We start from the raw sequence: 21,349 nt of genomic DNA, 5'->3' as shown, positions 1-21,349 counted from the left end.
CCGATGGGGCGCCCCTACGCCTTGGTCGGTGTCAGCATCCGCTTGAGGTAATACCCGGTGTACGAACCCTCGACCTCGGCGACCTGCTCGGGCGTGCCCGAGGCGATAATGCGTCCGCCGCCGGAGCCGCCCTCCGGACCCAGGTCGACGATCCAGTCGGCCGTCTTGATCACGTCGAGGTTGTGCTCGATCACGATCACGGTGTTGCCGTGATCGCGCAGGCGGTAGAGCACCTTGAGCAGTTGCGCGACGTCCTCGAAGTGCAGGCCGGTGGTCGGCTCGTCGAGGATGTAGAGCGTGTGGCCGGTATCGCGCTTGGCGAGCTCGCGGGAGAGCTTGACCCGCTGGGCCTCGCCGCCGGAGAGCGTGGTGGCGTTCTGCCCCAGCTTCACGTAGCCCAGGCCGACGTCCATCAGGGTGGTCAGCTTGCGGTGCAGGCTGGGCACCGCCTCGAAGAATTCGGCGGCCTCCTCGATGGTCATCTCCAGCACGTCCGTGATGGTCTTGCCCTTGTAGTGGATGTCGAGCGTCTCGCGGTTGTAGCGCGACCCGCCGCAGACATCACAGGGCACGTAGACGTCCGGTAGGAAGTGCATCTCGACCTTGATCACCCCGTCGCCCTGGCAGGCCTCGCAGCGCCCCCCCTTGACGTTGAAGGAGAACCGCCCCGGCGTGTAGCCGCGCGAGCGGGCCTCCTGCGTGCCGGCGAACAACTCGCGGATGGTGGTGAACAGTCCGGTGTAGGTCGCCGGGTTCGAGCGTGGCGTGCGCCCGATCGGTGACTGGTCGATGTCGATGACCTTATCGAGCTGGTCGAGCCCGTGGATGTTCTTGTGCGGCGCGGCGGTCGCGCTGGCGCGATTGAGCTGGTGGGCGCTGATCTTGAACAGGGTGTCGTTGATCAGCGTCGACTTGCCCGAGCCGGACACGCCGGTGATGCAGGTGAACAACCCCAGCGGGATGTGCAACGGATCACCCTGCAGGTTGTGCCCGGTCGCCCCCTCGAGTGTGAGCATCTTCTCGGCATCCGCGCGATTGCGCGTTGGCACCTCGATCTCCCGCTTGCCGGATAAGTACTGGCCGGTGAGCGAGTCCTTGTTGGCCTCGATCTGCTTGGGCGTGCCCTGCGCGACCACCTGGCCGCCGTGCGCACCGGCCCCGGGCCCGATGTCGAGCACGAAATCCGCGGCGCGGATGGCGTCCTCGTCGTGCTCGACCACGATCACCGTGTTGCCGAGGTCGCGCAGGTGGGTGAGCGTTCCCAGCAGGCGGTCGTTGTCGCGCTGGTGCAGGCCGATCGACGGCTCGTCGAGGATGTAGGACACGCCCACCAGCCCCGAGCCGATCTGGCTCGCCAGGCGGATGCGTTGGGCCTCGCCACCCGAGAGGGTCTCGGCGCTGCGGTCGAGCGACAGGTAGTTCAGGCCGACGTCGTTGAGGAACTTCAGCCGCGAGCGGATCTCGCGCACGATCGGCGTGGCGATCTCGCCGCGCGCCCCTTCCAGTTCCAGCTCGGCGAAGAAGGCGGCCGAGTGGCCGATCGACCAGCGGGTGATCGTCGGCAGGTTGTGCCCCTCGATGAACACGTGCCGCGCGGCGCGGTTCAGGCGGGTGCCGTGACAGCTCGGGCAGGCCTGCTCGGAGATGTAGCGCGCCAGTTCCTCGCGCACCGCCTGCGACTCGGTCTCGCGGTAGCGCCGCGACATGTTGGGCAGCACGCCCTCCCAGGGATGCGTGCGCTCCTTCGCCCGGCCGCGCGGGCCGATGTAGGTGAACGCGATCTTCTCCTTGCCCGAGCCGTGCAGGATCACCTCGCGCAACTCGTCGGTCAGCTCCTCCCACGGGGTCTCGAGGTCGAAGTCGTAGTGCCGCGCCAGCGAGGAGAGCAGTGCGTGATAGTAGGCATTGCGCCGGTCCCAACCGCGCACCGCGCCGGCGGCCAGCGACAGCTCGGGGTTGATGATCACCTTCTGCGGGTCGAAGAACTGCTTCACCCCCAGCCCGTCACAGCTTGGGCAGGCGCCGACCGGGTTGTTGAAGGAGAACAGCCGCGGCTCGAGCTCGCCCAGCGAGTAGCCGCACTTGGGGCAGGCGTGCTTCGAGGAGAAGACATGCTCCTCGTCGGAATCCATCGAGACGACCATCGCCTGACCGTCGGCCAGCCGCAGCGCGGTCTCGAAGGATTCGGCCAGCCGCAGTTGTAGGTCGTCTCGCACCTTGAAGCGGTCGACCACCACCTCGATGGTGTTCTTGGTCTTGGGATCGAGGGTCGGGATCTCGTCGATCTCGTAGACGGTGCCGTTGATGCGCACCCGCAGAAAGCCCTGCGACTGCCATTCCTGGAACAGCTTGTGGTGCTCGCCCTTGCGGTTCTCGATCACCGGCGCGAGCAGCAGCCATTTCGAGCCCTCGGGCAGGTCCATCACGTGGTCGACCATCTGCGAGACCGTCTGCGCGGTCAGGTCGATGTCGTGATCCGGGCAGCGCGGGATGCCGGCGCGGGCGTATAAGAGGCGCAGGTAGTCGTAGATCTCGGTGACCGTGCCCACCGTCGAGCGCGGGTTGTGCGAGGTGGTCTTCTGCTCGATCGAGATCGCCGGCGACAGCCCCTCGATGGTGTCGACGTCGGGCTTGTCCATCATCGACAGGAACTGGCGCGCGTAGGCCGACAGCGACTCGACGTAGCGCCGCTGGCCCTCGGCGAAGATCGTGTCGAAGGCGAGCGACGACTTGCCCGAGCCCGACAGCCCGGTGAATACGATCAGCTTCTCGCGCGGCAGGTCGACATCGATATTCTTGAGGTTGTGCGTGCGGGCACCGCGAATGCGGATAAATGGATCGGCCATGGTGTGCGATTGTCGCTCGATTGAATGGACGTCGCTCGCGGCGAAGAGGCTTGCTCCCCGCCGCGAGCGGAACCGGTCATTGTAGTCGAAAGGGGGGAGATCTCATTGACCTGCCAAGCGGTTAAGCGGATCACCAAGGCGAGTGGTGCCCCTCTTCCCCGATGCTTTATAGTGTTGGTTTGGCCGGCGACTCGACCGGTCCGGCAGGAACCAGAAGGAGTGTGAATATGGCGAGCCGCGGTGTGAACAAGGCAATCATCATCGGCAACCTCGGGGTCGACCCGGACGTGCGCTACCTGCCGTCCGGCGGCCAGGTCACCAATATCCGCGTGGCCACCTCCGAGCAGTGGCGCGACAAGACCACCGGTGAGAACCGCGAGAACACCGAGTGGCACCGCATCGTCTTCTTCGGCAAGCTTGCCGAGATCGCCGGCGAATACCTGAAGAAGGGCAGCCAGGTCTACATCGAAGGCCGCCTGCAGACCCGCAAGTGGCAGGGCCAGGATGGCCAGGACCGCTACACCACCGAGATCGTCGCCAACGAGATGCAGATGCTCGGCGGCCGTCCGGGTGCTGGTGGCGGCCAGGGCGGCGGCTACGGCGGTGGTCAGGCCAGCCAGGGTGGTCAAGGTGGCTATGGCGGCGGTTACGGCGGTGGTGCCGCGGCTGGTGGTGCCGGCGCGGGTTACGGCGGTGGCCAGTCCGACTACGGCGCACCGCCCCCGCCGCCGAGCCAGGACCAGCGTCCGGCCAAGTCGATCGACGATGGCTTTGGTGAAGACGACATTCCGTTCTGAGGAATTGCTGGCCTCGATCGAATTAGGCAGACCCCGTCTTCGGACGGGGTTTGCTGTTTCTGGCCCTTACTCAATAAAAAGCCCCGCTCGTCGACGAGCGGGGCTTTTTCGTTTCGGCCTTGCTGAAGTTAATCCTTCGCGACCACCGGCAGGCCGGCCTCTTCCCAGGCGTCCATGCCGCCCATGAGGTTGGCGACGTTGGTGTAGCCGGCGCGTCGCAGCAGGCTGGCGGCGACGGTCGAGCGCATGCCCGAGCCGCAGACCAGCGTGACCGGCTCGTCCTTGCTGATGCCGTCGAGCCCGTCGCGGGCGTCGTGGGCCGGGGTGTGCCGCGCGCCCAGCGCGTGGCCTTCGTCCCATTCGCTGGTCTCGCGCACGTCCCACAGCGCGCGGCGGTCGTGGTCGAGGTCGGTCTTGGCGGTTTCGGCGTCGACCAGCGGGATGTTCTCGAACGCCTCACCGGCCTTGAGCCAGGCATCGAAGCCGCCGTCGAGAAAGCCGGCCACGTTGTCCTGCCCGACGCGTACCAGTGCGCGGATCGCCTCGCTGATCAGCTCGTCGTCACCGTCGTGGTCGACCAGGATCAGCGGCTTGTCCGGCGGAGCGACCCAGCCGGCCCAGGTGCTGAGATTGTCGCCGTACTCGATGCCCAGCGAGCCCTTGATGTGCGCGGCGTTGAAGGCCAGTCGGTCGCGGATGTCGATGACCACCGCGCCGGCGTCGATCTGGGCCTTGAGATCGTCGATGTCGAACACCTCAATCTCCTCGGCCAGCAGGTCGACCATGCCCTGCACCGGCTTGGGGCCCTCGGAGTTGGTGACCTTGTTGCGCGGATAGAAATCCGGCGCCGGCGGCAGGTTGCCGAGCAGCGTGTCGATGAACTCGTCTTCCGTCAGTGACGGGTCGAGCAGCGGGTTGGCGGCGCGCTCATAGCCCAGCGTCGAGACGGTGCGCCCCGACATGCCGGCACCACAGGCCGAGCCCGCGCCGTGCCCCGGGCGGATCTCCAGGCCGTCGGGCAGGCCGTGGAGCTTCTCGCGCACGCTGTGGAACGCCTGCTTGGCCAGCCCGCGGGTGGCCTCTTCGCCCAGCAGGTCGGGGCGGCCGAGGCTGCCGACGAACAGGAAATCGCCGGTCAGGGCGACGGCCGGGACGTCCGGCGAGCGGGCGCCATCGTAGACCAGGAACGAGATGTGCTCCGGGGTGTGGCCCGGTGTGTGCAGCGCCTCGATGCGGACGTTGCCCATCTGCACCGAGTCGCCTTCCTGCATCGGCAGGTGGTCGAAGCCCACCTCGAAGACCTCGTTGTCGTCGTAGGCCGACAGGTGCAGCTTCGCGCCGGTCACCTCGGCCAGTTCGCGCGCGCCGGAGGCGTAGTCCGCGTGGATGTGGGTGTCCATGACGTGCCGGATCACGTACCCCTCTTCCTCGGCGAAATCGAGGTAGATGTCGATGTCGCGGCGCGGGTCGACGATCGCCAGCTCCTTGCTCTGCTGGCAGCCGACGGCATAGCTCAGTTGTGACAGGCCAGTCTCTTCGAACGCTTCGAACAGCATGGATACTCCCCAGGAATGAAAGTGAATAAGCGTGGCTTGGGAATCTATCAGATATTCTGTTGACTGACGTTCGGACCTAGGGATGGGGCAAGAGTTTCTCAACCCCCCGCCCGACATTTTTGCCAATCGGCGTGGCCTCGCCGGGCGTGTATCCGGCTGGCGTGGCGCTGGCGCCACAGTGGGGTAAGCGGCTTGTTGCGTCCGGGCCAACACCTGTGCTTAGCTCGAAGCCATCGGGTCGCCCGTTTCCCACTGGTGGATGCGCCCCGTTATCCGCTTGAACCACCCGCGCCCGGCTCGTGCCGGTCGCCGATAGGAGGCCCCGGTGCCCTCGATCTGGACCGACATTGCCACCCAGGCCACCGACTTTCGCCGTCGCCTGCACCAGGCCCCGGAGCTGACCTGGCAGGAGCACGCTACCGCCGGGGCGATCCGCACGGAGCTCGATCACCTTGGCATCCCCTGGCGCGCCTGTGCCGGCACCGGCACGGTGGGGCGACTAGCCCCCGAGGCGCGCGGCCGGCATATCGCCCTGCGCGCCGACATCGATGCCCTGCCCATCGACGAGATTACCGGCGCCGAGTGGGCCTCGGGCACGCCGGGCATCATGCATGCCTGCGGTCACGACGGGCACACCGCCACGCTGCTGGCGGTCGCCCGCTGGCTCAAGACCTGCGAGGACCACCTGCCCGGCCCGGTCACCCTGCTGTTCCAGCCGGCCGAGGAAGGCGGGCACGGCGCGCGCGAGATGATCCGAGACGGTGCGCTCGAGGGCGTGGACTGGGTATTCGGCTGGCACAACTGGCCGGCGATTCCCTTCGGCCAGGCCGTTTGCCCCGACGGCCCGGTGATGGGGGCGAACGGCACCTTCGAGATCCGGCTGACCGGCAGCGGCGGTCACGCCAGCCAGCCCGAGGCCTGCCGCGACCCGGTGCTCGCCGGCTCCGCGCTGGTCCAATCCATCCAGCAGATCGTCTCGCGCCGGCTGGCGCCGCAGACCGCCGCGGTGGTCAGCGTCACCACCTTCGAGGCCGGCGGGGCGATCACCGCGATCCCCGACACCGCCCGCCTGGCCGGTTCCGTGCGTGTCGAGCGTACCGACCAGCGCGACGCGGTGGCCGAGCATCTCGACCAGATCGCCCGCGATACCGCGGCGGCCTACGGCGTCGAGGCACGCTTCACCTTCACTCCCCGTTACCACGCCACCGTCAACCACCCGGAGGCGGCGGCGCACTACCGCGGCGCGCTGGCGCGAGCCCTGGGCGTGGACTGGCGTGATACCACCCTGCCGGTGCCGATCATGGCGTCGGAGGATTTCAGCTACTACCTTCGGGAAGTCCCCGGCGCCTTCGCCCTGATCGGCGCCGATGACGGGCAGGGGCATCACGAGCCCTGTCACAGCCCGCGCTACGACTTCAACGACCGGCTGATCGACCCGGTGGGGCGCATCTTCGCCGACCTGGTCGGCGCCCCGGTCGAGACCGCGGCGGACTGAACGACGACAGGCCTGGCCTGTCGACCGACATACGTGCCGGACGAACCGGCACAAAGGCCCGTCGCCCGGCGGTGGGCCCGATTACACCCGCAACCAGGGGAGATAGCGTCAATGCACATGCAGGTGTTCGAGCAGTGGGAATCCGAGATCCGCGCGTACTGCCGTGCCGCACCCACCGTCTTTCATTCGGCGAGCAACGCCCGCCAGACCGACGAGCAGGGCCGAAGTTATCTCGATTTCTATGCGGGCGCGGGGGTGCTGAACTTCGGGCACAACGACCCGAAGATGAAGGACGCGCTGATCGACTACATCCAGAACGACGGTGTCGCCCACAGCCTGGACATGTACACCACCGCCAAGCGCGCCTTCATCACCAAGTTCGTCGAGACGATCCTAAAGCCGCGCGACATGGACTACCGGCTGCAGTTCGTCGGCCCGACCGGCACCAACGCCGTCGAGGCGGCGCTCAAGCTGGCCCGTCGTGTCACCGGCCGGCAGCAGGTGGTCTCCTTCCACCACGCCTTCCACGGCATGACGCTGGGCGCGCTGGCCGCGACCACCAATGCGCACTTCCGCAACGCCGCCGGTGTCCCACTGGATAACGTCGTCCACCAGGCGTTCGGCTGCGAGACCCAGTGCCCCAACTGCACGCTGGGTTGCGGCATGCCCTCGCTCGAGCGCCTGCGCGACATCTATGCCGACCCGTCTTCCGGCTATGCCCCGCCGGCGGCGTTCCTGGTGGAAACCGTCCAGGCCGAGGGTGGCGTGCGTGTTGCCTCCGAGGAATGGCTCAAGGGCATCCAGGACCTGGCCCGCGAGACCGGCGCGTTGTTCATCGTCGATGACATCCAGATGGGTTCCGGGCGCACCGGCTCGTACTTCAGCTTCGACGACATGGAACTCGACCCGGACATCATCACCCTGGCCAAGGGGCTTGGCGGTTTCGGCACGCCCATCGCCATGAACCTCAACAAACCCGAGCACGACAAGCACTGGGCGCCGGGCGAGCACACCGGCACCTTCCGCGGCCAGGACCTGTCGTTCATCGCCGGCACCGTGGCGCTGGGCTACTTCGACGACCCGGCCTTCATGCAGGAGACCCGCCGCAAGGGCGAGGTGATCAGAAAGCGCCTGGAAAAGATCGCGGAAAAGTACCCGCGCTTTGCCGTGCGTGGTCGCGGCATGATGCAGGCGCTGGATTTCATCGACGGCGATCTCTCCAAGCGCGTGGCGCGCGAGTGCTTCGATCGCGGCCTGCTGGCGGCGGTCTGCGGCTCGAAGGGGCAGGTGATCAAGCTGATCCCGCCACTGACCATTCCCGACGACGACCTCGAGGAAGGGCTGAATCTCTTCGAGCAGGCCGTCGATGCACAGGTGGAGGGCTGAACCATGCGCCAACGCGACGACATGACCTTCCCGATGGAAGAGTACGAGCGCCGGCTCGGCGAACTGCGCATGCGCATGGCCGAGCGGCTGCTCGACGCGGTGATCATCACCGACCCCGAGAACCTGATGTACCTCACCGACTACCAGACCACGGGGTACTCGTTCTTCCAGGCGCTGGTGGTGCCGCTCGACGACAAGCCGTTCATGATCACGCGGACGATGGAGGAATCCAACGTCCACGCACGGACCTGGGTGGAGATCACCCGGCCCTACCCGGACACCGGTGATGCCATCCAGATGCTAGTTTCCTCGTTGAAGGAATTCGGGCTGGCGAACAAGTACATCGGCTACGAGCGCAACAGCTACTTCTTCCCCGCCTACCAGCAGGATGCACTGCACACCACGCTGACCGGAGCGAAGTTGCTTGACTGCTTCGGCATCGTTGAGTGCGGTCGACGCACTAAATCCAAGCACGAGATCGAGATCATGCGCCGCGCCGCCATCGCTACCGAGGCGGGCATGAAGGCGGGTCTGGAGGCCTGCATGGCTGGCGTGACCGAGAACGAGATCGGTGCCGAGATCAGCGCCGGCATGTTCCGCGCCGGTGGCGAGCCGCCCGCGGTGATGCCCTACGTCACCTCCGGTCCGCGCACCATGATCGGCCATGCCACCTGGGAGGGCCGCGTGGTCAAACCCGGTGAGCACGTCTTCATCGAGGTAGGGGGCTGCTATCGCCGTTACCACACCGCGATGATGCGCACCGCCGTGCTGGGCGAGCCCACCGAGCTGATGTGGAAGGCGCAGGAGCGCATGAAAGAGGCACTCGAACGCGTCAAGGCACTGATCCGCCCGGGCGTGACCGTCTCCGATGCCGACAACCTGGTCCGCTCGATCATGACCGTCGACGATGCCCACGGGAAGCTGATCACCCGCTCGGGCTATTCCATCGGCATCGCCTTCCCGCCCAGCTGGGACGAGGGCTACATCCTGAGCCTGATGCACGGCGACAAGACCGTACTGCGCGAGGGCATGACCTTCCACATCATCCCCTGGGCCTGGGGCGTTGACGGTGACAAGACCTGCGGCATCTCCGACACCATCTACATCACCAAGGATGGCTGCGAGTCATTCTTCACCCTCGACCAAGACTTCACCGTCAAGCGCGAGGAGGCCAAGCGCGAGATCCAGGAGCAGCAGCCGGTGATCGAGCTGCTCGCCTCGCGCGAGAGTGACAAGGCGGACTCCAAGTCCCACCACAAGCAGGAACACAAGAAATCTCAGAAGCATTCCCAGAAGAACCCCAAGGAGTCGCGCGCCTCATGAGCCAGACCGTCATCAACCCGACCACGGGCAAGACCCTGCACGACTTCCCGGTGATGGACCCGTCCCAGCGCGACGCGGTGCTCGAGCGTTCCGACGTCGCCTACCGCGAGTGGCGCAAGACCAGCTTTGCCGAGCGCGCCGGCCTGCTGCGGCGCGTGGCACAGGTGATGCGCGAGGACCGCGAGCGGCTGGCGCTGCTGATGACCGACGAGATGGGCAAGCCCATCCGCGAGGCGCGCGGCGAGGTCGACAAGGCTGCCTGGTGCGCCGAGCACTACGCCGATCACGCCGAGGAATATCTCGCCAGCGAGATGCTCGGTTCGGACGCCACGGTCAGCTACGTGCAGTACCTGCCGATCGGCACGGTGCTGGGCATCCTGCCGTGGAACGCGCCGTTCTGGCTCGCCTTCCGCTTCGCCGCGCCGGCGCTGATGGCCGGCAACACCTGCGTGATGAAACATGATGCGCACGTGCCGGCCTGCGCGGCGGGCATCGCCGAGTCCTTCGAGAAGGCGGGCTTCCCGCAGGGCGTGTTCCAGAACCTGCCGCTGGAGACCGACGACATCCAGGGCGCGATCGAGACCGAGTGCGTGCGCGCCGTCTCGTTCACCGGCTCCGACCGTGCCGGCGCGATCGTCGCGGCCACCGCCGCCCGGCAGATCAAGCCCGCCGTGCTGGAGCTGGGCGGTTCCGACCCGGTGATCGTGCTGGCGGACGCCGATCTCGAGGCCGCCGCCGACACCGTGGTGCTCTCGCGGATCATCAACGCCGGGCAGTCCTGCATCGCGGCCAAGCGCATCATCATCGAGGAGTCGATCTACGAGCGCTTCCTCGACATGATGAAAACCCGTCTCGAGAAACTGACGATGGGCGACCCGCACGAGGAATCCACCGACGTCGGCCCCATCGCCCGCGCGGATCTGCGCGAGGGGCTGCATCGGCAGGTGCAGGCTTCGGTGGAGGCCGGCGCGCACTGCCTGATGGGCGGCGAGATGCCCGAGGGCGATGGCTTCTTCTACCCGGTCACCCTGCTCGCCGATGTCGACGACTCGATGGTCGCCTTCTGCGAGGAGACCTTCGGTCCCATCGCGGTGGCCATGTCCGCGCGCGATGCCGACCACGCCCTCGAGATCGCCAACAGCACCCAGTACGGCCTGGGCGCCGCCGTCTGGACGGCGGACACCGCCCGCGCCATCCACATGGCCCGCGATCTCGAGGCCGGCCAGGTATCGATCAACGGCATCGTCAAGACCGACCCGCGCCTGCCCAGCGGCGGCGTCAAGCGCTCCGGCTACGGCCGCGAACTCGGTCCGCATGGGATCAAGATGTTCGTCAACGCCCAGCAGGTGTGGGTGGGGCCGAAGACAGGCTAGCCTAAAGCTGACAACGGCAAGCTCGAAGCAAGGCCAGCGCGCCGAGTGGGGATGCCCCCGCCGGTCGCTGGCCTTTTGTTTGTGTGCTCGATCAAGCCGGGTGCGCACGACGTCACGTAAACATGCGACCATGCGAATTCGGGGTGCAACGCCCCGCAGGGAATAACAATGACCAAGGAGGTCTCATGTCACCACAAGCGAAACTCATTGCCGGCCTCGGCCTGCTGCTCGGGCTGAGCGGCTGCTCCATCACCCAGAACGTCCAGCCGGTCGCCGACAACGATATCGAGCGTATCTGCGTCGAGCACAACCCCGATGTGCTGATGGACGGCTTCGAGCCGGCCGTCTGCGAATTGATCGAGGAGCAGGGGCTGTATACCGAGGTGTACCAGGGCGAGCGGCCGGTCGGTTGCTCCCACTACCTCGAGTACACCGCCAACTGGCGCTGGGACATGGCGATGTACCTGTCTTATGCGGATCTCAAGGTGTTTGATCAGGATGGGCTCGAAGGGCGTGCGACCTACGATGCGCGGAATGGTGGTGGGCGCATGGACAAGTTTGGGCCGACGCGGAGCAAGATTGAGCCGTTGGTTGAGGAGTTGTTTGCGGGTGCAGATGCTAAGAGTGAGGACTGAGGGGCGCCGAAAACGGGTCTGCCCCTTTTGGTGGACGAGTGACCTGGTAGCAGTAGCAAGTCAATCCGCTTGGGAGCTTCCCTCAGGCTTCTCGAGCGGTCGGGGAGTCAAGCCACGAGTTGATATCAGTTAACTATTAGTGTATATCAAATTGATAGTTTGTTGACTCGTGCCATTGCGCTGTGGAACTATCACTCAAGTATCAAATTGTCATGAGTTGATAGTTCGTCATGAAAAAGCCTCTCTCGCCCCCCGATATCTCGCAAGTCCTGAGTCGTCTTTCGGCTGACGAGATCATTCATGCCATGCAGGCTCAGGAGGGGCCCCTGGTAGAGGGGCGCTACCTTCATTGGGATGAACTGCGTCATCGTGGTCCGCCGGAAGGATTGGATCATGAAACGTGGTGGGCGATGGTGCGCACGGCGCGTCAGGCTCAGTTGAGATCATTGCCGCTGGTCGACACGCATGGTTCCCCGATTCGGTTTTCCATGCCGGAACCCGTTTTGCGACATTTGAGCCCCATCGATAAGGGGGCGGCGGGCGAGATCCTGTTTCCCGAGCAGGTGGCCAACAGCAGTGATCGTGATCGGTACATCGTCAACTCCTTGATCGAAGAGGCCATCACGTCCAGCCAATTGGAAGGGGCTTGCACTACCCGGGTGGTGGCGGAGGAGATGTTGCGCGAGGGGCGCGATCCCGAAGACCGCGGCGAGCTCATGATCTTCAATAATTACCGGGCGATGGAGTGGGTGAGGGAACACAAAAATAAGCCGCTCACTCCCGAGCTGTTGCTCGATCTTCACCGAATCGTGACCGAGGGGACACTCGAAACACCTGAAGATGCCGGACGGCTGAGGAAGAGAGATGATGTCCGTGTCGTCGATCATCGAGATCAGATAGTTTTGCATCAGCCGCCGCTCGCCTCCGAATTGCCAGAGAGGGTGGAGTGGCTCTGTGCCTTTGCCAATGGCTCCGAGGAGGATGAGCCATTCGTGCCGCCGGTGCTTCGGGCGATTCTGCTGCACTTCATGATTGGGTATGACCACCCGTTTGTGGATGGCAATGGCCGGGCGGCCAGGGCTCTGTTCTACTGGAGTATGGCGCGACAGGGTTACTGGCTAATGGAATACCTGTCCATCTCTCATATCATCAAGCGGGCTCCGTCCAAGTATGCGCGCGCTTTTCTTTACTGCGAGACGGATCGCAACGACACCACCTATTTCATCCTGCATCAGCTGAGGGTCATCCGGGAGGCGATCGACTCGCTTCATCATTATCTGGCCCGGAAGAGCAAGGAGCAGCAGGATACGGAGAAGCGGCTACGCGGCTCCCGGGCTTTCCGGGGGCAGCTGAATCACCGACAACTAGCCCTGCTGTCTCATGCCCTGAAACATCCGGGATACGACTACCTGATCGAGGGCCACCAACGGTCTCATGACGTGTCCTACGCAACGGCGCGCTCTGATCTGCTCAAACTCGCTGACGCCGGTCTGCTGGACAAGACCAAGCGTGGTCGTGCGTGGGTTTTTATCGTTCCGGAAGACCTCTCCCGACGCATCGAAGACGTGGCCGAATAGACGAGAGTCCCGTTTGCCAACCTGATCGGTTTCCTGCGTCAATTCGACCCGTCGGCCAGCTCGGCGCTGACACCGGAAAAGGGGTCAGAACCCTTTTCGATCAACTGGGTTTTCGCCCGCTCGGCAAGGGCGAAGGGGAACTGGCCGGCTGATGATGCGTTGCCCTGGATGGACCTTCGCGCCTGAAGGCGCTCCTACGGGGTGGAGAATGTTGTAGGAGCGTCTTTAGGCGCGATTGATTTGGTTGTGGGGTTGCTGGTGGGGCACGCTGCCGGTGGCGCGTTTCGCGAGCGGGGCTCGCTCCCACGGGGGATCTGGTGGATGTGTGGTAGCGGCCCTTGGCCGCGAAAGCCGCGGTGCGGCTGTCCTGCTGTCGGTTTGCCAAGGGTAGTTATCGAAGAAGGAGCTTTACGGCTGGCGCGCACGGGGCCCCTGCGCCTTGCATCGTTGCCGCCGGGTTGCAGGGTCGGAGCGACAGGGAAGTCGCTCCGAGGTTCTGCGCGACAGGAAGGTCGCTCCGAGGTTCTGCGCGACAGGAAGTCGCGTCGAACCGACCCGGCCGCAACCCGGCGGTGACGAGGGGAGCCCGAAGGGCCAAGGCGCCGGGGTGTCTTTGTCTTTGGGGACTTTCTATTGGACAAGCAATAGAAAGTGCCTCGGGCGTTGGCAGCGCGCCGCGATCGAAACCGCCACGCGAGACAAACGCCCGAAACCGTACCACCTCCACGACAGGGCGCCCCGCGCTCACACCAACAGCCAAACACACGGGGCGAAGGGCTCTGCCCCCTGGGGCTACACTGACCGCCATATGAACCAGCCGAAGCCCTAAACCATGCCCGTGGATATCAAAGCGCTGTACCCGAAGCTGATCCACCTGATGATGGACGCGGTCTTCGTGGTCGACGCGGACAACCAGATCGTCTTCGTGAGCGATGCCTGCGAGGCACTCCTTGGGTACCGCGCCGAGGAGTTGATTGGCACGCCGATCACCGACTACATGCATCCCGACGATCTGGAGGCGACACGTGACTCGATTGTCCGGGTCATGAGCGGTCAGTCGCACAGTGATTTCCACAACCGCTATGTCCGCAAGGATGGCTCGATCGTCGACATCCTGTGGTCGGCCCGCTGGTCCGAGGAGGACGGTGTGCGCATCGGTGTGGCGCGGGACGTGACGGCACTTAGGCTGGCCGAGGACAAGTTGCGCTTCCTCGCGCATCACGATCCGCTGACCGGGCTGACCAATCGGTCGCTGTTCAACGACCGCCTGGACTCAGCCTTGCGCGCGGCCCATCGTCACCGGAGCAAGCTGGCCTTGCTGTTCGTGGACGTCAATGACTTCAAATCCATCAATGACACCCATGGCCATGCGATGGGTGATCGCATGCTGTGCACGATTGCACGACGGCTGGAAAGCTGCGTACGCGAGACGGATACGGTGGCCCGGATGGGCGGTGATGAATTCACTGTCTTGTTGACGGACATCCAGTCGGCGGATGCCGTTTCCATGAAGGTCGACGAGATTGTCGCGGTCCTGGCCGAGCCGCTGGGCGCCGAGTTCGGTGGGCTGAAGGCCGTGTCCTGCAGTATCGGTGTCGCCTGTTATCCGGCGGACGGTGCGGATGCCGATACCCTGCTGAGCCATGCGGATGACGAAATGTACCGGGTGAAAGGGCGCCGATCGTAAACCGGCTGACGAGCTTGCAAGTGGCCGGCATCGGCTAATGCCGCGATTGCCGATCCTTCCGGGCCGTGGGGAAAGGGGGCAGCAGAAAGCTTGCTTGAACCTGGCGGGGGAGAATCCTAGGCTCTGATGGTTCGGCCTCCGGCGTGCACATGCCGCCGAGGGCCACACTTCTCGATGCGAGTCTGGCGGGGTGGTATGCAATTCCCTTCGAGCATGAGGTTCGCGCTGTTCGGTGCCGGGCTGATCGCCATCACCTACGGTCTCGCGCGCTTCGCCTTCGGCCTGTTCGTGCCGCCGATCCGTGCCGATCTGGGGCTGTCTCCGGACGTGGTCGGTGTGATCGGCGCGCTGCCGCTGATCAGCTTCATCCTCGCCTCCTTCGCCGCGCCGGTTCTCGCCAAGCGGATGGGTGCCCGCTATACCGCGATGCTCTCGGGCACGCTCGCGGCCAGTGGGCTGCTGGTGATCAGCCAGTCCCCGGATGCGATGTCGCTGGGCGTGGGGGTGTTCGCCTGCGGCGTCTCCACCGGCCTGATGATGCCGGCGCTCTCGGGCGCGATGCAGGCGGTAGTCGAGCGCTCGATGCACGGCCGGGTGAGCTCGATCATGAACGCGGGCACCAGCGTGGGCGTGGCCGTTGCTGTGCCGGCGGTGCTGTTCCTGGCTGACGCCTGGCGTTTGGCCTACGGCTCCTTTGCCGTGCTGGCCGTCATCGGTGTGGTCGCCACGTGGCGCTTGATTCCGTCGGTGTCGCGGGTCACGCCATCGGACGCCGCACCCCCGGCGCCGATCAGCTCCCTGCAGTGGTGGCGTCTTGGTCGGCTCTCGGTGTTCGCTTTCCTGATGGGCTTCGTCTCCGCCGCCTACTGGATCTTCGCGCCCGACCTGGTGGTCACCCTGGGTGAACTGCCGCCCGGGGCCACGGGTTGGCTGTGGTTGGCGGTGGGCATTGCCGGCCTCGGTGGGGCGGTGGTGGCTGATCTGGCCGATCGCAACAACCCGCCCATCACCCAGGCGCTGATGCTGATGATGCTGTCGACTAGCCTGGCATTGCTCGCCGCCAGCCCCGAGAACCTGTTTCTGGCGGCCTTTTCAGCGCTGGTGTTCGGCCTGGCCTACATGAGTCTGACGGGGCTCTACCTGATGACCGGCATCCGCCTGTTGCCGGGGCGCCTGTCGATGGGGCCGGTGCTGCCGTTTGTCGCGGTCTCGCTTGGGCAGGCGGTCGGTTCGCCCGTTGTCGGCACGCTGATAAAGGCATTCGGCTACGCCGAGGCGTTTGCGATATTCGCCGCGATCGGGGTGGTGGTCGCCATCCTCTCTCCCCTGTACCCGCGCACCATCGGCGAAGAGTCCGAGGAGGGCGAGCGCGAAACCGGCCTCCAAGCAGCCTACGATAGCCAGCTTCTCGACGCGGATGGCAATCCACTGGAACCCGACACGGAACAAGCCAGGGCCTCGTAGCTGGCACGAGTTGTGAGGTGGGGCCGTTTGACAGAGGAACGAAGGGGATTCATCTGCCCGTATGACTCTGCCAATCCTCGTGGCTGTGCCGTACCCGGACGATGAAGATATGCCCGTCCGGTTCTTGTGTGTAGACGATCAGGTGTGAGCCGACGGGGTGAACCCGGACGGGCGGGGAGATTTCTTCTCGCAGACGAGCCGCGAGCGGGTTGTCGTCGAGGAAGCGGAAGGTCCGTTCGAGTTCTTTGTGATACCGCTCCGCTTGTGCCGGGCCGAACTCCAACGTGCCGCTGACGAAGATCCCGATGATGTCCTCTTCTACTTTGCGGCTTAGTCGGTAAGCCATGCGTCAGCCGGCGGGTGTTTGCTGGCGGGCGGCGTCGAGCAACTGGTCCATTGACCGGTCACCTGCACCACTTTCGATGCCTTCGGTGACCAGTTTCTGCATATGGGCGATTCTCAGCGCCCGTTGCTGATCCTGTCGGATCAAGTCGCGCACGTAATCGCTGGCATTGCTGTAGCGGTCGGATCGAGTTTGTTGCTCGACCCATGTCTTCATTCCATCGGGAAGGGAAACGTTCATGGTCGCCATGGCGGGGCACCTCGCGGAAAGTGAAGCCATCGTATGGCAAAGATTGCCAATTCAAAAGATAGTGTAAATCTGCGGCAAAGTGGAGCGGCCGGTCAACGACGCGATTGTCGTCCTAGCGAAACGCCACGGTATTGCGCCCCTGCCGCTTGGCGTCGTAGAGCGCGTCGTCGGCCCGCTTTATCAGGGTGTCGGGGTTGTCGCCGCGCTGGTAGACGCTCGCGCCGATGCTGGTGGTGACTCGTTCGACGTCACGGAAGGTCGTTGCCTCGATGGCGGTGCGCAGCTTTTCGGCCAGTGTGAGGAGGGTCGCCTTGTCGGCATGTGGGGCGATGATGAGGAATTCCTCGCCGCCCCAGCGTCCGAGGATGTCGGTCTGGCGGCAGTTGCGGCGCAGCACGTCGACGAACTCGCGCAGGACGGCGTCGCCGGCGCGGTGGCCGAATCGGTCGTTGATGGCCTTGAAGTGGTCGATGTCCAGGATGATCACGCCGAAGGCATCGCCGTAGCGATCGGCCTGGCGCGTCTCTTCCCCGAGGACCTGGTCGAGCCGGTGGCGGTTGTACACCCCGGTGAGCTTGTCGGTCACGGCCAGCCGTTCGGTCTGTCGGTAGGCGGCTTCGAGCTGGCGCTTGAGGTTGACCTGCTTTAGGTAGACGAACCCGCCGGCGACCAGCAGCAGGACGAAGACCGCGCTGACCTGCCAGAGCAGGGTGTAGTCGACCCGCTGGTCGTAGCGAATGGAGATCCACTTGTTGTTGATGTCCCGTCGCTGCTCCTCGGTGATGCTGGCGACCGCCTTTTCCATGATGCCGTGCAGCACCGGCCGGTCCTCGCGCACGGCCACGCCCATGTCCCAGGACTTGCCGGTATCGCCGGTGATGCGCAGCTCGCCGCCGTATTCGGTTTGCAGTTTGTAGCCGATGGTGGCGAGCGTGCCGATGTAGCCGAAGACCTCGCCGCTTCTCACCATCGCCAGGCCGGCGTCGATGTCGGTCACTTCGACCAGGTCCAGATCGGGGTAGCCCTCGCGGAGCAATTCGGCGAAGGCGTACAGCACCGGGATCGCGATCGGTCGTCCGCTGAGGTCACCCAGGTCATTGATGAAGGCGACGTCGGCCTTGGTGGCGATGACCAGTGGGGTCTGGATGTAGCTGTCGGTGAACTCGGCGTAGGTCTCGCGTTCCGGGGTGCGCATGGCCAGGCTGAGCAGGTCGCAGTCGCCCGCCTTGAGGTGTTCGACCGACTCGGACCAGGTCTCGACCGGCAGGGGGCGGAAATCGACCCCAAGGGCCTGTTCGAACAGGGCGAAGTAATCGGCGCTGATGCCATCGTGTTGGCCGTTTTCGTCGAAGCGCTCGAAGGGCATCCAGTTCGGGTCGATACAGATGTCGATATGGCCCGCGTCGTCGAGGTAGGTGCGTTCGGCGTCCGTCAGTGGAATGGCCGCTGCTCGGCCCTGACGCGCCCCCTCGCCGCGCACGCCCAGCCAGCGTCCGGTCAGGGTGCCCCACTCGGCCGGGGTGATGGCGTCCAGGCCCTTCTGCATGATCGAGCGCAGCTCGGGCTTGTCCGGCGTGATGCCGAAGCGCAGGTCTTCCTCGTCCACGCCGGGTAGCGCCAGCTCGCCGGCGATGCGGATGTTGGTGTAGGCGCGGCGCTTGATGACCTCGTTGATGTTGGTGAGGTTCTGCACCAGCGCATCGATCTCGCCCAGCACCAGCGCGCGGGTCATTTCCTGGTAGGTGCCGTAGCGCCGCAGGTCCATGCCGTCGGCGGCCTCGAGGTCGTTGACGTAGAAGATCTCCTCGATCACCCCGACCTTGTGCCCGGCCAGGTCCGCGATGCCCGAGTAGTCGCCGAAATCGTCGCGGACGAAGACGAAGATCGGCAACTCGTAGTACGGCTCGGTGAACAGCGTGAAGGCGGTGCGATCCTCGTGGTAGGAGATGCTGGAGATCACGTCGACCTCGCCCTCGCGGAAGCGACGGTACGAGTCCACCCAGGTGCCGAAGCTCTTCTCGAACCTGAGCCCGGTCTTGCTGGCGATCAGGTGCAGGATGTCGTGTTCGAAGCCGTTGCCCGAGCCATCGCCGAGGATGGTGAACGGTGGGTGCTCGACCATCATGGCGATGCTGACGGTCCGGTGTTCTTCGAGGAATGCCTTTTCTTCAGCGCTGAGGGGCGCGGCCGATGCGCCCTCGGCAATGGCGCCTTGAGCAATCACGGGGGCGATCAGCAGGAACCAGGTCCCGAGTAAAGAAAGGCAGAGTCGCTTCATGGCCGGCGCGTGGTTCCGTCAGTGCCTGGGGCGGGGTCGTTCCGACCGTCGCGGTCGGGTGGCGTGGTCGTCCTTGTGGTCCGTTCGGGGTGCCGGGTCGATGTCGCCCGAATCGGGGTATAAGGAAAACTGTATGTCAGCGGCCGGATACGAGCAAGGGTTGCTCCGGGCGGCGCTACACCTGCCCGTACTGGCCGGCCGCTCCGACCCATCGGGCGATCAGCGGGTTGACCGACTCGGGGAAGCGATCCAGCAACTCGTCCGCCAGTTGCCCCGCTTCTTCGAGCCTGCCCTGGTCTTCCAGCAGGTTGGCGATCTTGAGCTTGGCGATGCCGGCCTGGCGGGTGCCCAGCACCTCGCCGGGACCGCGCTGTTCGAGGTCGGCCTCGGCCAGGCGGAAACCGTCCTCGGTCTCGCGCATCAGGCCCAGCCGCGCCCGGGCGCGATCGGAGAGCGGCTCGTCGAACAGCAGCACGCAGTGGCTGGCCGTCGCGCCACGCCCGACCCGCCCACGCAGCTGGTGCAGTTGCGCCAGTCCCATGCGCTCGGCGTTCTCGATGATCATCAGCGAGGCATTCGGCACGTCCACGCCCACCTCGATCACGGTGGTCGCCACCAACAGGTGATAGTCACCGGCCTTGAAGCGGGCCATCTCGCGCTGCTTTTCCGCCGCAGACATCCGGCCGTGGACCATGCCGATGTTCAAGTGCGGCAACTCCTCGCCCAGCATGGCGAAGGTGGACTCGGCCGCCTGCGCCTCGATCTGGCCTTCCTCGATCAGCGGGCAGACCCAGTAGGCCTGCCGACCTTCGGCGCACACCTGGCTGATGCGCTCGATCACCTCGCCGCGGCGGTCGGCGCGTACCACCACCGTGGTCACCGGCGTGCGCCCCGGCGGTAACTCGTCGATGATCGACACGTCGAGGTCCGCGAACTGTGTCATGGCGAGCGTGCGCGGAATGGGGGTGGCGGTCATGATCAGCTGGTGTGGTCGGCGCGCACCACCGTCCTGACTTGCGCCCTTGTCGGTCAGCGCCAGGCGCTGGTGCACGCCGAAGCGGTGCTGCTCGTCGACGATCACCAGCCCCAGTTGATCGAAGGCCACCGATTCCTGGAACAGGGCGTGGGTGCCGATGACGATCTGGGCGCGCCCGTCGGCCAGTTGCGCCAGTCCCTCGCGTCGGCTTGCCGCCGACTGCTGGCCGGAGAGCAGCAGCACCGACAGCCCCAGCGGTTCGAACCACTGCGCGAAGTTGCGCGCATGCTGCTCGGCGAGCAGGGCGGTGGGCGCCATCAGCGCGACCTGGTAGCCCGCGTCGATCACGTCCAGTGCCGCGGCCGCGGCGACCAGGGTCTTGCCCGAGCCGACGTCGCCCTGCACCAGACGCAGCATCGGCAGGCGCTGTGCTAGGTCCGTCTTGATCTCGCCGATCACTCGCTTTTGCGCGCCGGTGGGCGTGAAGCCCAGATGCCCGAGCAGTTGTTCGAACAGGTGTTCCTGCGGCGGGATGGCCGGCGCGGCAACCTGGCGGGTGACCGCGCGGCGCTGGCGCAGGGCGAGGATGTGGGTCGCCAGTTCCTCGGTGATCAGGCGTTGCAGTGCCGGCTCGGTCCGATCGGGCACACCGTCGTTGCGTTTGGGCAGGTGGATGCGTTGCAGGGCGCGCATCAGCGGCGGCCAGTCACGCGCCTCGCGAATCGTGACGGGCAACGGGTCGCGCAGGTCGCGCACGGCCACTTCCAGTGCCGCCTCGACCAACTGGCGCAGCTTGGGCTGGGCGACACCTTCGGTGGCCGGGTACACCGGGCGAATCTGGCCAATCTGGTTGGGTGCCACGAGTTCGGGCTGGGCCATCTCTAGCCCGTGCGGTCCATGCTGCAATTCGCCGAACAGCAGGTAGGTCCGTCCGGCCTGGGGGGTGGGGCCGAAACGGCCGAAGAACCAGACGGTCAGGGGTATCGGGCCCGACGGCCCCTCCCCAACGGCTTGGCAGACCAGGCGAGCCTTGCCGCGAAACAGCGGACGCACCTCGGTGATGCGCACCTCGAACAGGGCCGCTTCGTGGATGTGTTCCGGTGAGAGCGGTTGCTTGGTGCCGCGGTCCTCGTAGCGCAATGGCTGATGCCAGAGCAGGTCCTCGACGGCCTCGATGTGCAGGCGCGCGAGCTTTTCAGCTACCTTCGGGCCGACGCCCGGTAGGTCCGCCACGGGCGATGAGAGTCCCGGAGGCGGCTTTCTGGCGCGCCCCGAGGTAGTACTCTTGCCGGATGTGTGGTTTTTTCTGGATACGGGGCGAGACATGCGGGCGCCGGTTCTGTCAAACGAGGATTTTTGCCGAT

General features: G+C 65.4%; 15 protein-coding genes. 9 read left to right on the top strand and 6 right to left on the bottom strand.

Annotation, left to right across the window (positions count from 1 at the left end; translation table 11 throughout):
* Nucleotides 1-14: 14 nt before the first annotated feature.
* Nucleotides 15-2,846, bottom strand: a complete 2,832-nt coding sequence (uvrA, locus tag D5687_RS02605; RefSeq protein WP_125198206.1) for an excinuclease ABC subunit UvrA — start codon at nucleotides 2,844-2,846, stop codon at nucleotides 15-17.
* Between the two features lie 227 nt (nucleotides 2,847-3,073).
* Here uvrA and ssb point away from each other — a divergent pair, with 227 nt between their 5' ends.
* Nucleotides 3,074-3,643 carry a single-stranded DNA-binding protein gene (ssb, locus tag D5687_RS02600; RefSeq protein ID WP_125198205.1) on the top strand — a complete coding sequence of 190 codons (570 nt, stop codon included), beginning with the start codon at nucleotides 3,074-3,076 and terminating at the stop codon, nucleotides 3,641-3,643.
* Between the two features lie 128 nt (nucleotides 3,644-3,771).
* Here the strand turns inward: ssb and D5687_RS02595 are convergent, their stop codons facing one another.
* The gene (locus D5687_RS02595; RefSeq protein ID WP_125198204.1) at nucleotides 3,772-5,199 is read right to left on the bottom strand and encodes a rhodanese-like domain-containing protein; all 1,428 of its coding nucleotides are present in this window, start codon (nucleotides 5,197-5,199) and stop codon (nucleotides 3,772-3,774) included.
* A gap of 325 nt (nucleotides 5,200-5,524) precedes the next feature.
* Between D5687_RS02595 and doeB2 the strand changes: the two genes are divergently transcribed.
* The 8 genes from doeB2 to D5687_RS02555 all read left to right on the top strand — a co-directional run bounded on the left by doeB2 (nucleotide 5,525) and on the right by D5687_RS02555 (nucleotide 16,139).
* Nucleotides 5,525-6,694, top strand: a complete 1,170-nt coding sequence (doeB2, locus tag D5687_RS02590) for a N(2)-acetyl-L-2,4-diaminobutanoate deacetylase DoeB2 (protein ID WP_125198203.1) — start codon at nucleotides 5,525-5,527, stop codon at nucleotides 6,692-6,694.
* A gap of 111 nt (nucleotides 6,695-6,805) precedes the next feature.
* Nucleotides 6,806-8,080 (top strand): aspartate aminotransferase family protein, encoded by a 1,275-nt coding sequence (locus D5687_RS02585; RefSeq protein WP_240031396.1) that lies wholly within the window; start codon nucleotides 6,806-6,808, stop codon nucleotides 8,078-8,080.
* A 3-nt stretch (nucleotides 8,081-8,083) separates the two neighbouring features.
* Complete coding sequence (doeA, locus tag D5687_RS02580; RefSeq protein ID WP_125198202.1) at nucleotides 8,084-9,403, top strand: ectoine hydrolase; 1,320 nt, start codon at nucleotides 8,084-8,086, stop codon at nucleotides 9,401-9,403.
* Nucleotides 9,400-10,776 (top strand): NAD-dependent succinate-semialdehyde dehydrogenase, encoded by a 1,377-nt coding sequence (locus D5687_RS02575; protein ID WP_125198201.1) that lies wholly within the window; start codon nucleotides 9,400-9,402, stop codon nucleotides 10,774-10,776. The genes doeA and D5687_RS02575 overlap by 4 nt, the downstream gene beginning before the upstream one ends.
* A gap of 185 nt (nucleotides 10,777-10,961) precedes the next feature.
* Nucleotides 10,962-11,411: an Sbal_3080 family lipoprotein gene (locus D5687_RS02570; protein WP_125198200.1), complete on the top strand. Its 450-nt coding sequence runs from the start codon at nucleotides 10,962-10,964 to the stop codon at nucleotides 11,409-11,411.
* A gap of 230 nt (nucleotides 11,412-11,641) precedes the next feature.
* Nucleotides 11,642-12,988 (top strand): Fic family protein, encoded by a 1,347-nt coding sequence (locus D5687_RS02565; RefSeq protein WP_125198199.1) that lies wholly within the window; start codon nucleotides 11,642-11,644, stop codon nucleotides 12,986-12,988.
* Nucleotides 12,989-13,820: 832 nt separating this feature from the next.
* The gene (locus D5687_RS02560; RefSeq protein ID WP_125198198.1) at nucleotides 13,821-14,675 is read left to right on the top strand and encodes a sensor domain-containing diguanylate cyclase; all 855 of its coding nucleotides are present in this window, start codon (nucleotides 13,821-13,823) and stop codon (nucleotides 14,673-14,675) included.
* A gap of 195 nt (nucleotides 14,676-14,870) precedes the next feature.
* A complete protein-coding gene (locus D5687_RS02555; protein WP_125198197.1) occupies nucleotides 14,871-16,139 on the top strand; it encodes an MFS transporter in 1,269 nt (422 codons plus the stop codon).
* Nucleotides 16,140-16,188: 49 nt separating this feature from the next.
* Here the strand turns inward: D5687_RS02555 and D5687_RS02550 are convergent, their stop codons facing one another.
* The 4 genes from D5687_RS02550 to recG form a co-directional block, all read right to left on the bottom strand.
* Nucleotides 16,189-16,485 (bottom strand): type II toxin-antitoxin system RelE/ParE family toxin, encoded by a 297-nt coding sequence (locus D5687_RS02550; protein WP_125198196.1) that lies wholly within the window; start codon nucleotides 16,483-16,485, stop codon nucleotides 16,189-16,191.
* Nucleotides 16,486-16,488: 3 nt separating this feature from the next.
* Nucleotides 16,489-16,731 (bottom strand): type II toxin-antitoxin system ParD family antitoxin, encoded by a 243-nt coding sequence (locus D5687_RS02545; protein WP_125198195.1) that lies wholly within the window; start codon nucleotides 16,729-16,731, stop codon nucleotides 16,489-16,491.
* Between the two features lie 112 nt (nucleotides 16,732-16,843).
* Nucleotides 16,844-19,009 carry a transporter substrate-binding domain-containing protein gene (locus tag D5687_RS02540; RefSeq protein ID WP_125198194.1) on the bottom strand — a complete coding sequence of 722 codons (2,166 nt, stop codon included), beginning with the start codon at nucleotides 19,007-19,009 and terminating at the stop codon, nucleotides 16,844-16,846.
* A 175-nt stretch (nucleotides 19,010-19,184) separates the two neighbouring features.
* A complete protein-coding gene (gene recG / locus D5687_RS02535; protein WP_125198193.1) occupies nucleotides 19,185-21,311 on the bottom strand; it encodes an ATP-dependent DNA helicase RecG in 2,127 nt (708 codons plus the stop codon).
* Nucleotides 21,312-21,349 lie beyond the last annotated feature (38 nt).

This window comes from Guyparkeria sp. SCN-R1 (genome assembly GCF_003932495.1).
Taxonomy (GTDB): Bacteria; Pseudomonadota; Gammaproteobacteria; order Halothiobacillales; family Halothiobacillaceae; genus Guyparkeria.
This window is presented reverse-complemented; position numbering and strand designations above follow the sequence as displayed.

Excerpts from the sequence above, each read along its gene's own strand:
- uvrA (WP_125198206.1), bottom strand. The coding sequence starts at position 2,846 with ATGGCCGATCCATTTATCCGCATTCGCGGTGCCCGCACGCACAACCTC.
- ssb (WP_125198205.1), top strand. The coding sequence starts at position 3,074 with ATGGCGAGCCGCGGTGTGAACAAGGCAATCATCATCGGCAACCTCGGG.
- D5687_RS02595 (WP_125198204.1), bottom strand. The coding sequence starts at position 5,199 with ATGCTGTTCGAAGCGTTCGAAGAGACTGGCCTGTCACAACTGAGCTAT.
- D5687_RS02585 (WP_240031396.1), top strand. The coding sequence starts at position 6,806 with ATGCACATGCAGGTGTTCGAGCAGTGGGAATCCGAGATCCGCGCGTAC.
- doeA (WP_125198202.1), top strand. The coding sequence starts at position 8,084 with ATGCGCCAACGCGACGACATGACCTTCCCGATGGAAGAGTACGAGCGC.
- D5687_RS02575 (WP_125198201.1), top strand. The coding sequence starts at position 9,400 with ATGAGCCAGACCGTCATCAACCCGACCACGGGCAAGACCCTGCACGAC.
- D5687_RS02570 (WP_125198200.1), top strand. The coding sequence starts at position 10,962 with ATGTCACCACAAGCGAAACTCATTGCCGGCCTCGGCCTGCTGCTCGGG.
- D5687_RS02565 (WP_125198199.1), top strand. The coding sequence starts at position 11,642 with ATGAAAAAGCCTCTCTCGCCCCCCGATATCTCGCAAGTCCTGAGTCGT.
- D5687_RS02560 (WP_125198198.1), top strand. The coding sequence starts at position 13,821 with ATGCCCGTGGATATCAAAGCGCTGTACCCGAAGCTGATCCACCTGATG.
- D5687_RS02555 (WP_125198197.1), top strand. The coding sequence starts at position 14,871 with ATGCAATTCCCTTCGAGCATGAGGTTCGCGCTGTTCGGTGCCGGGCTG.
- D5687_RS02550 (WP_125198196.1), bottom strand. The coding sequence starts at position 16,485 with ATGGCTTACCGACTAAGCCGCAAAGTAGAAGAGGACATCATCGGGATC.
- D5687_RS02545 (WP_125198195.1), bottom strand. The coding sequence starts at position 16,731 with ATGGCGACCATGAACGTTTCCCTTCCCGATGGAATGAAGACATGGGTC.
- D5687_RS02540 (WP_125198194.1), bottom strand. The coding sequence starts at position 19,009 with ATGAAGCGACTCTGCCTTTCTTTACTCGGGACCTGGTTCCTGCTGATC.
- recG (WP_125198193.1), bottom strand. The coding sequence starts at position 21,311 with ATGTCTCGCCCCGTATCCAGAAAAAACCACACATCCGGCAAGAGTACT.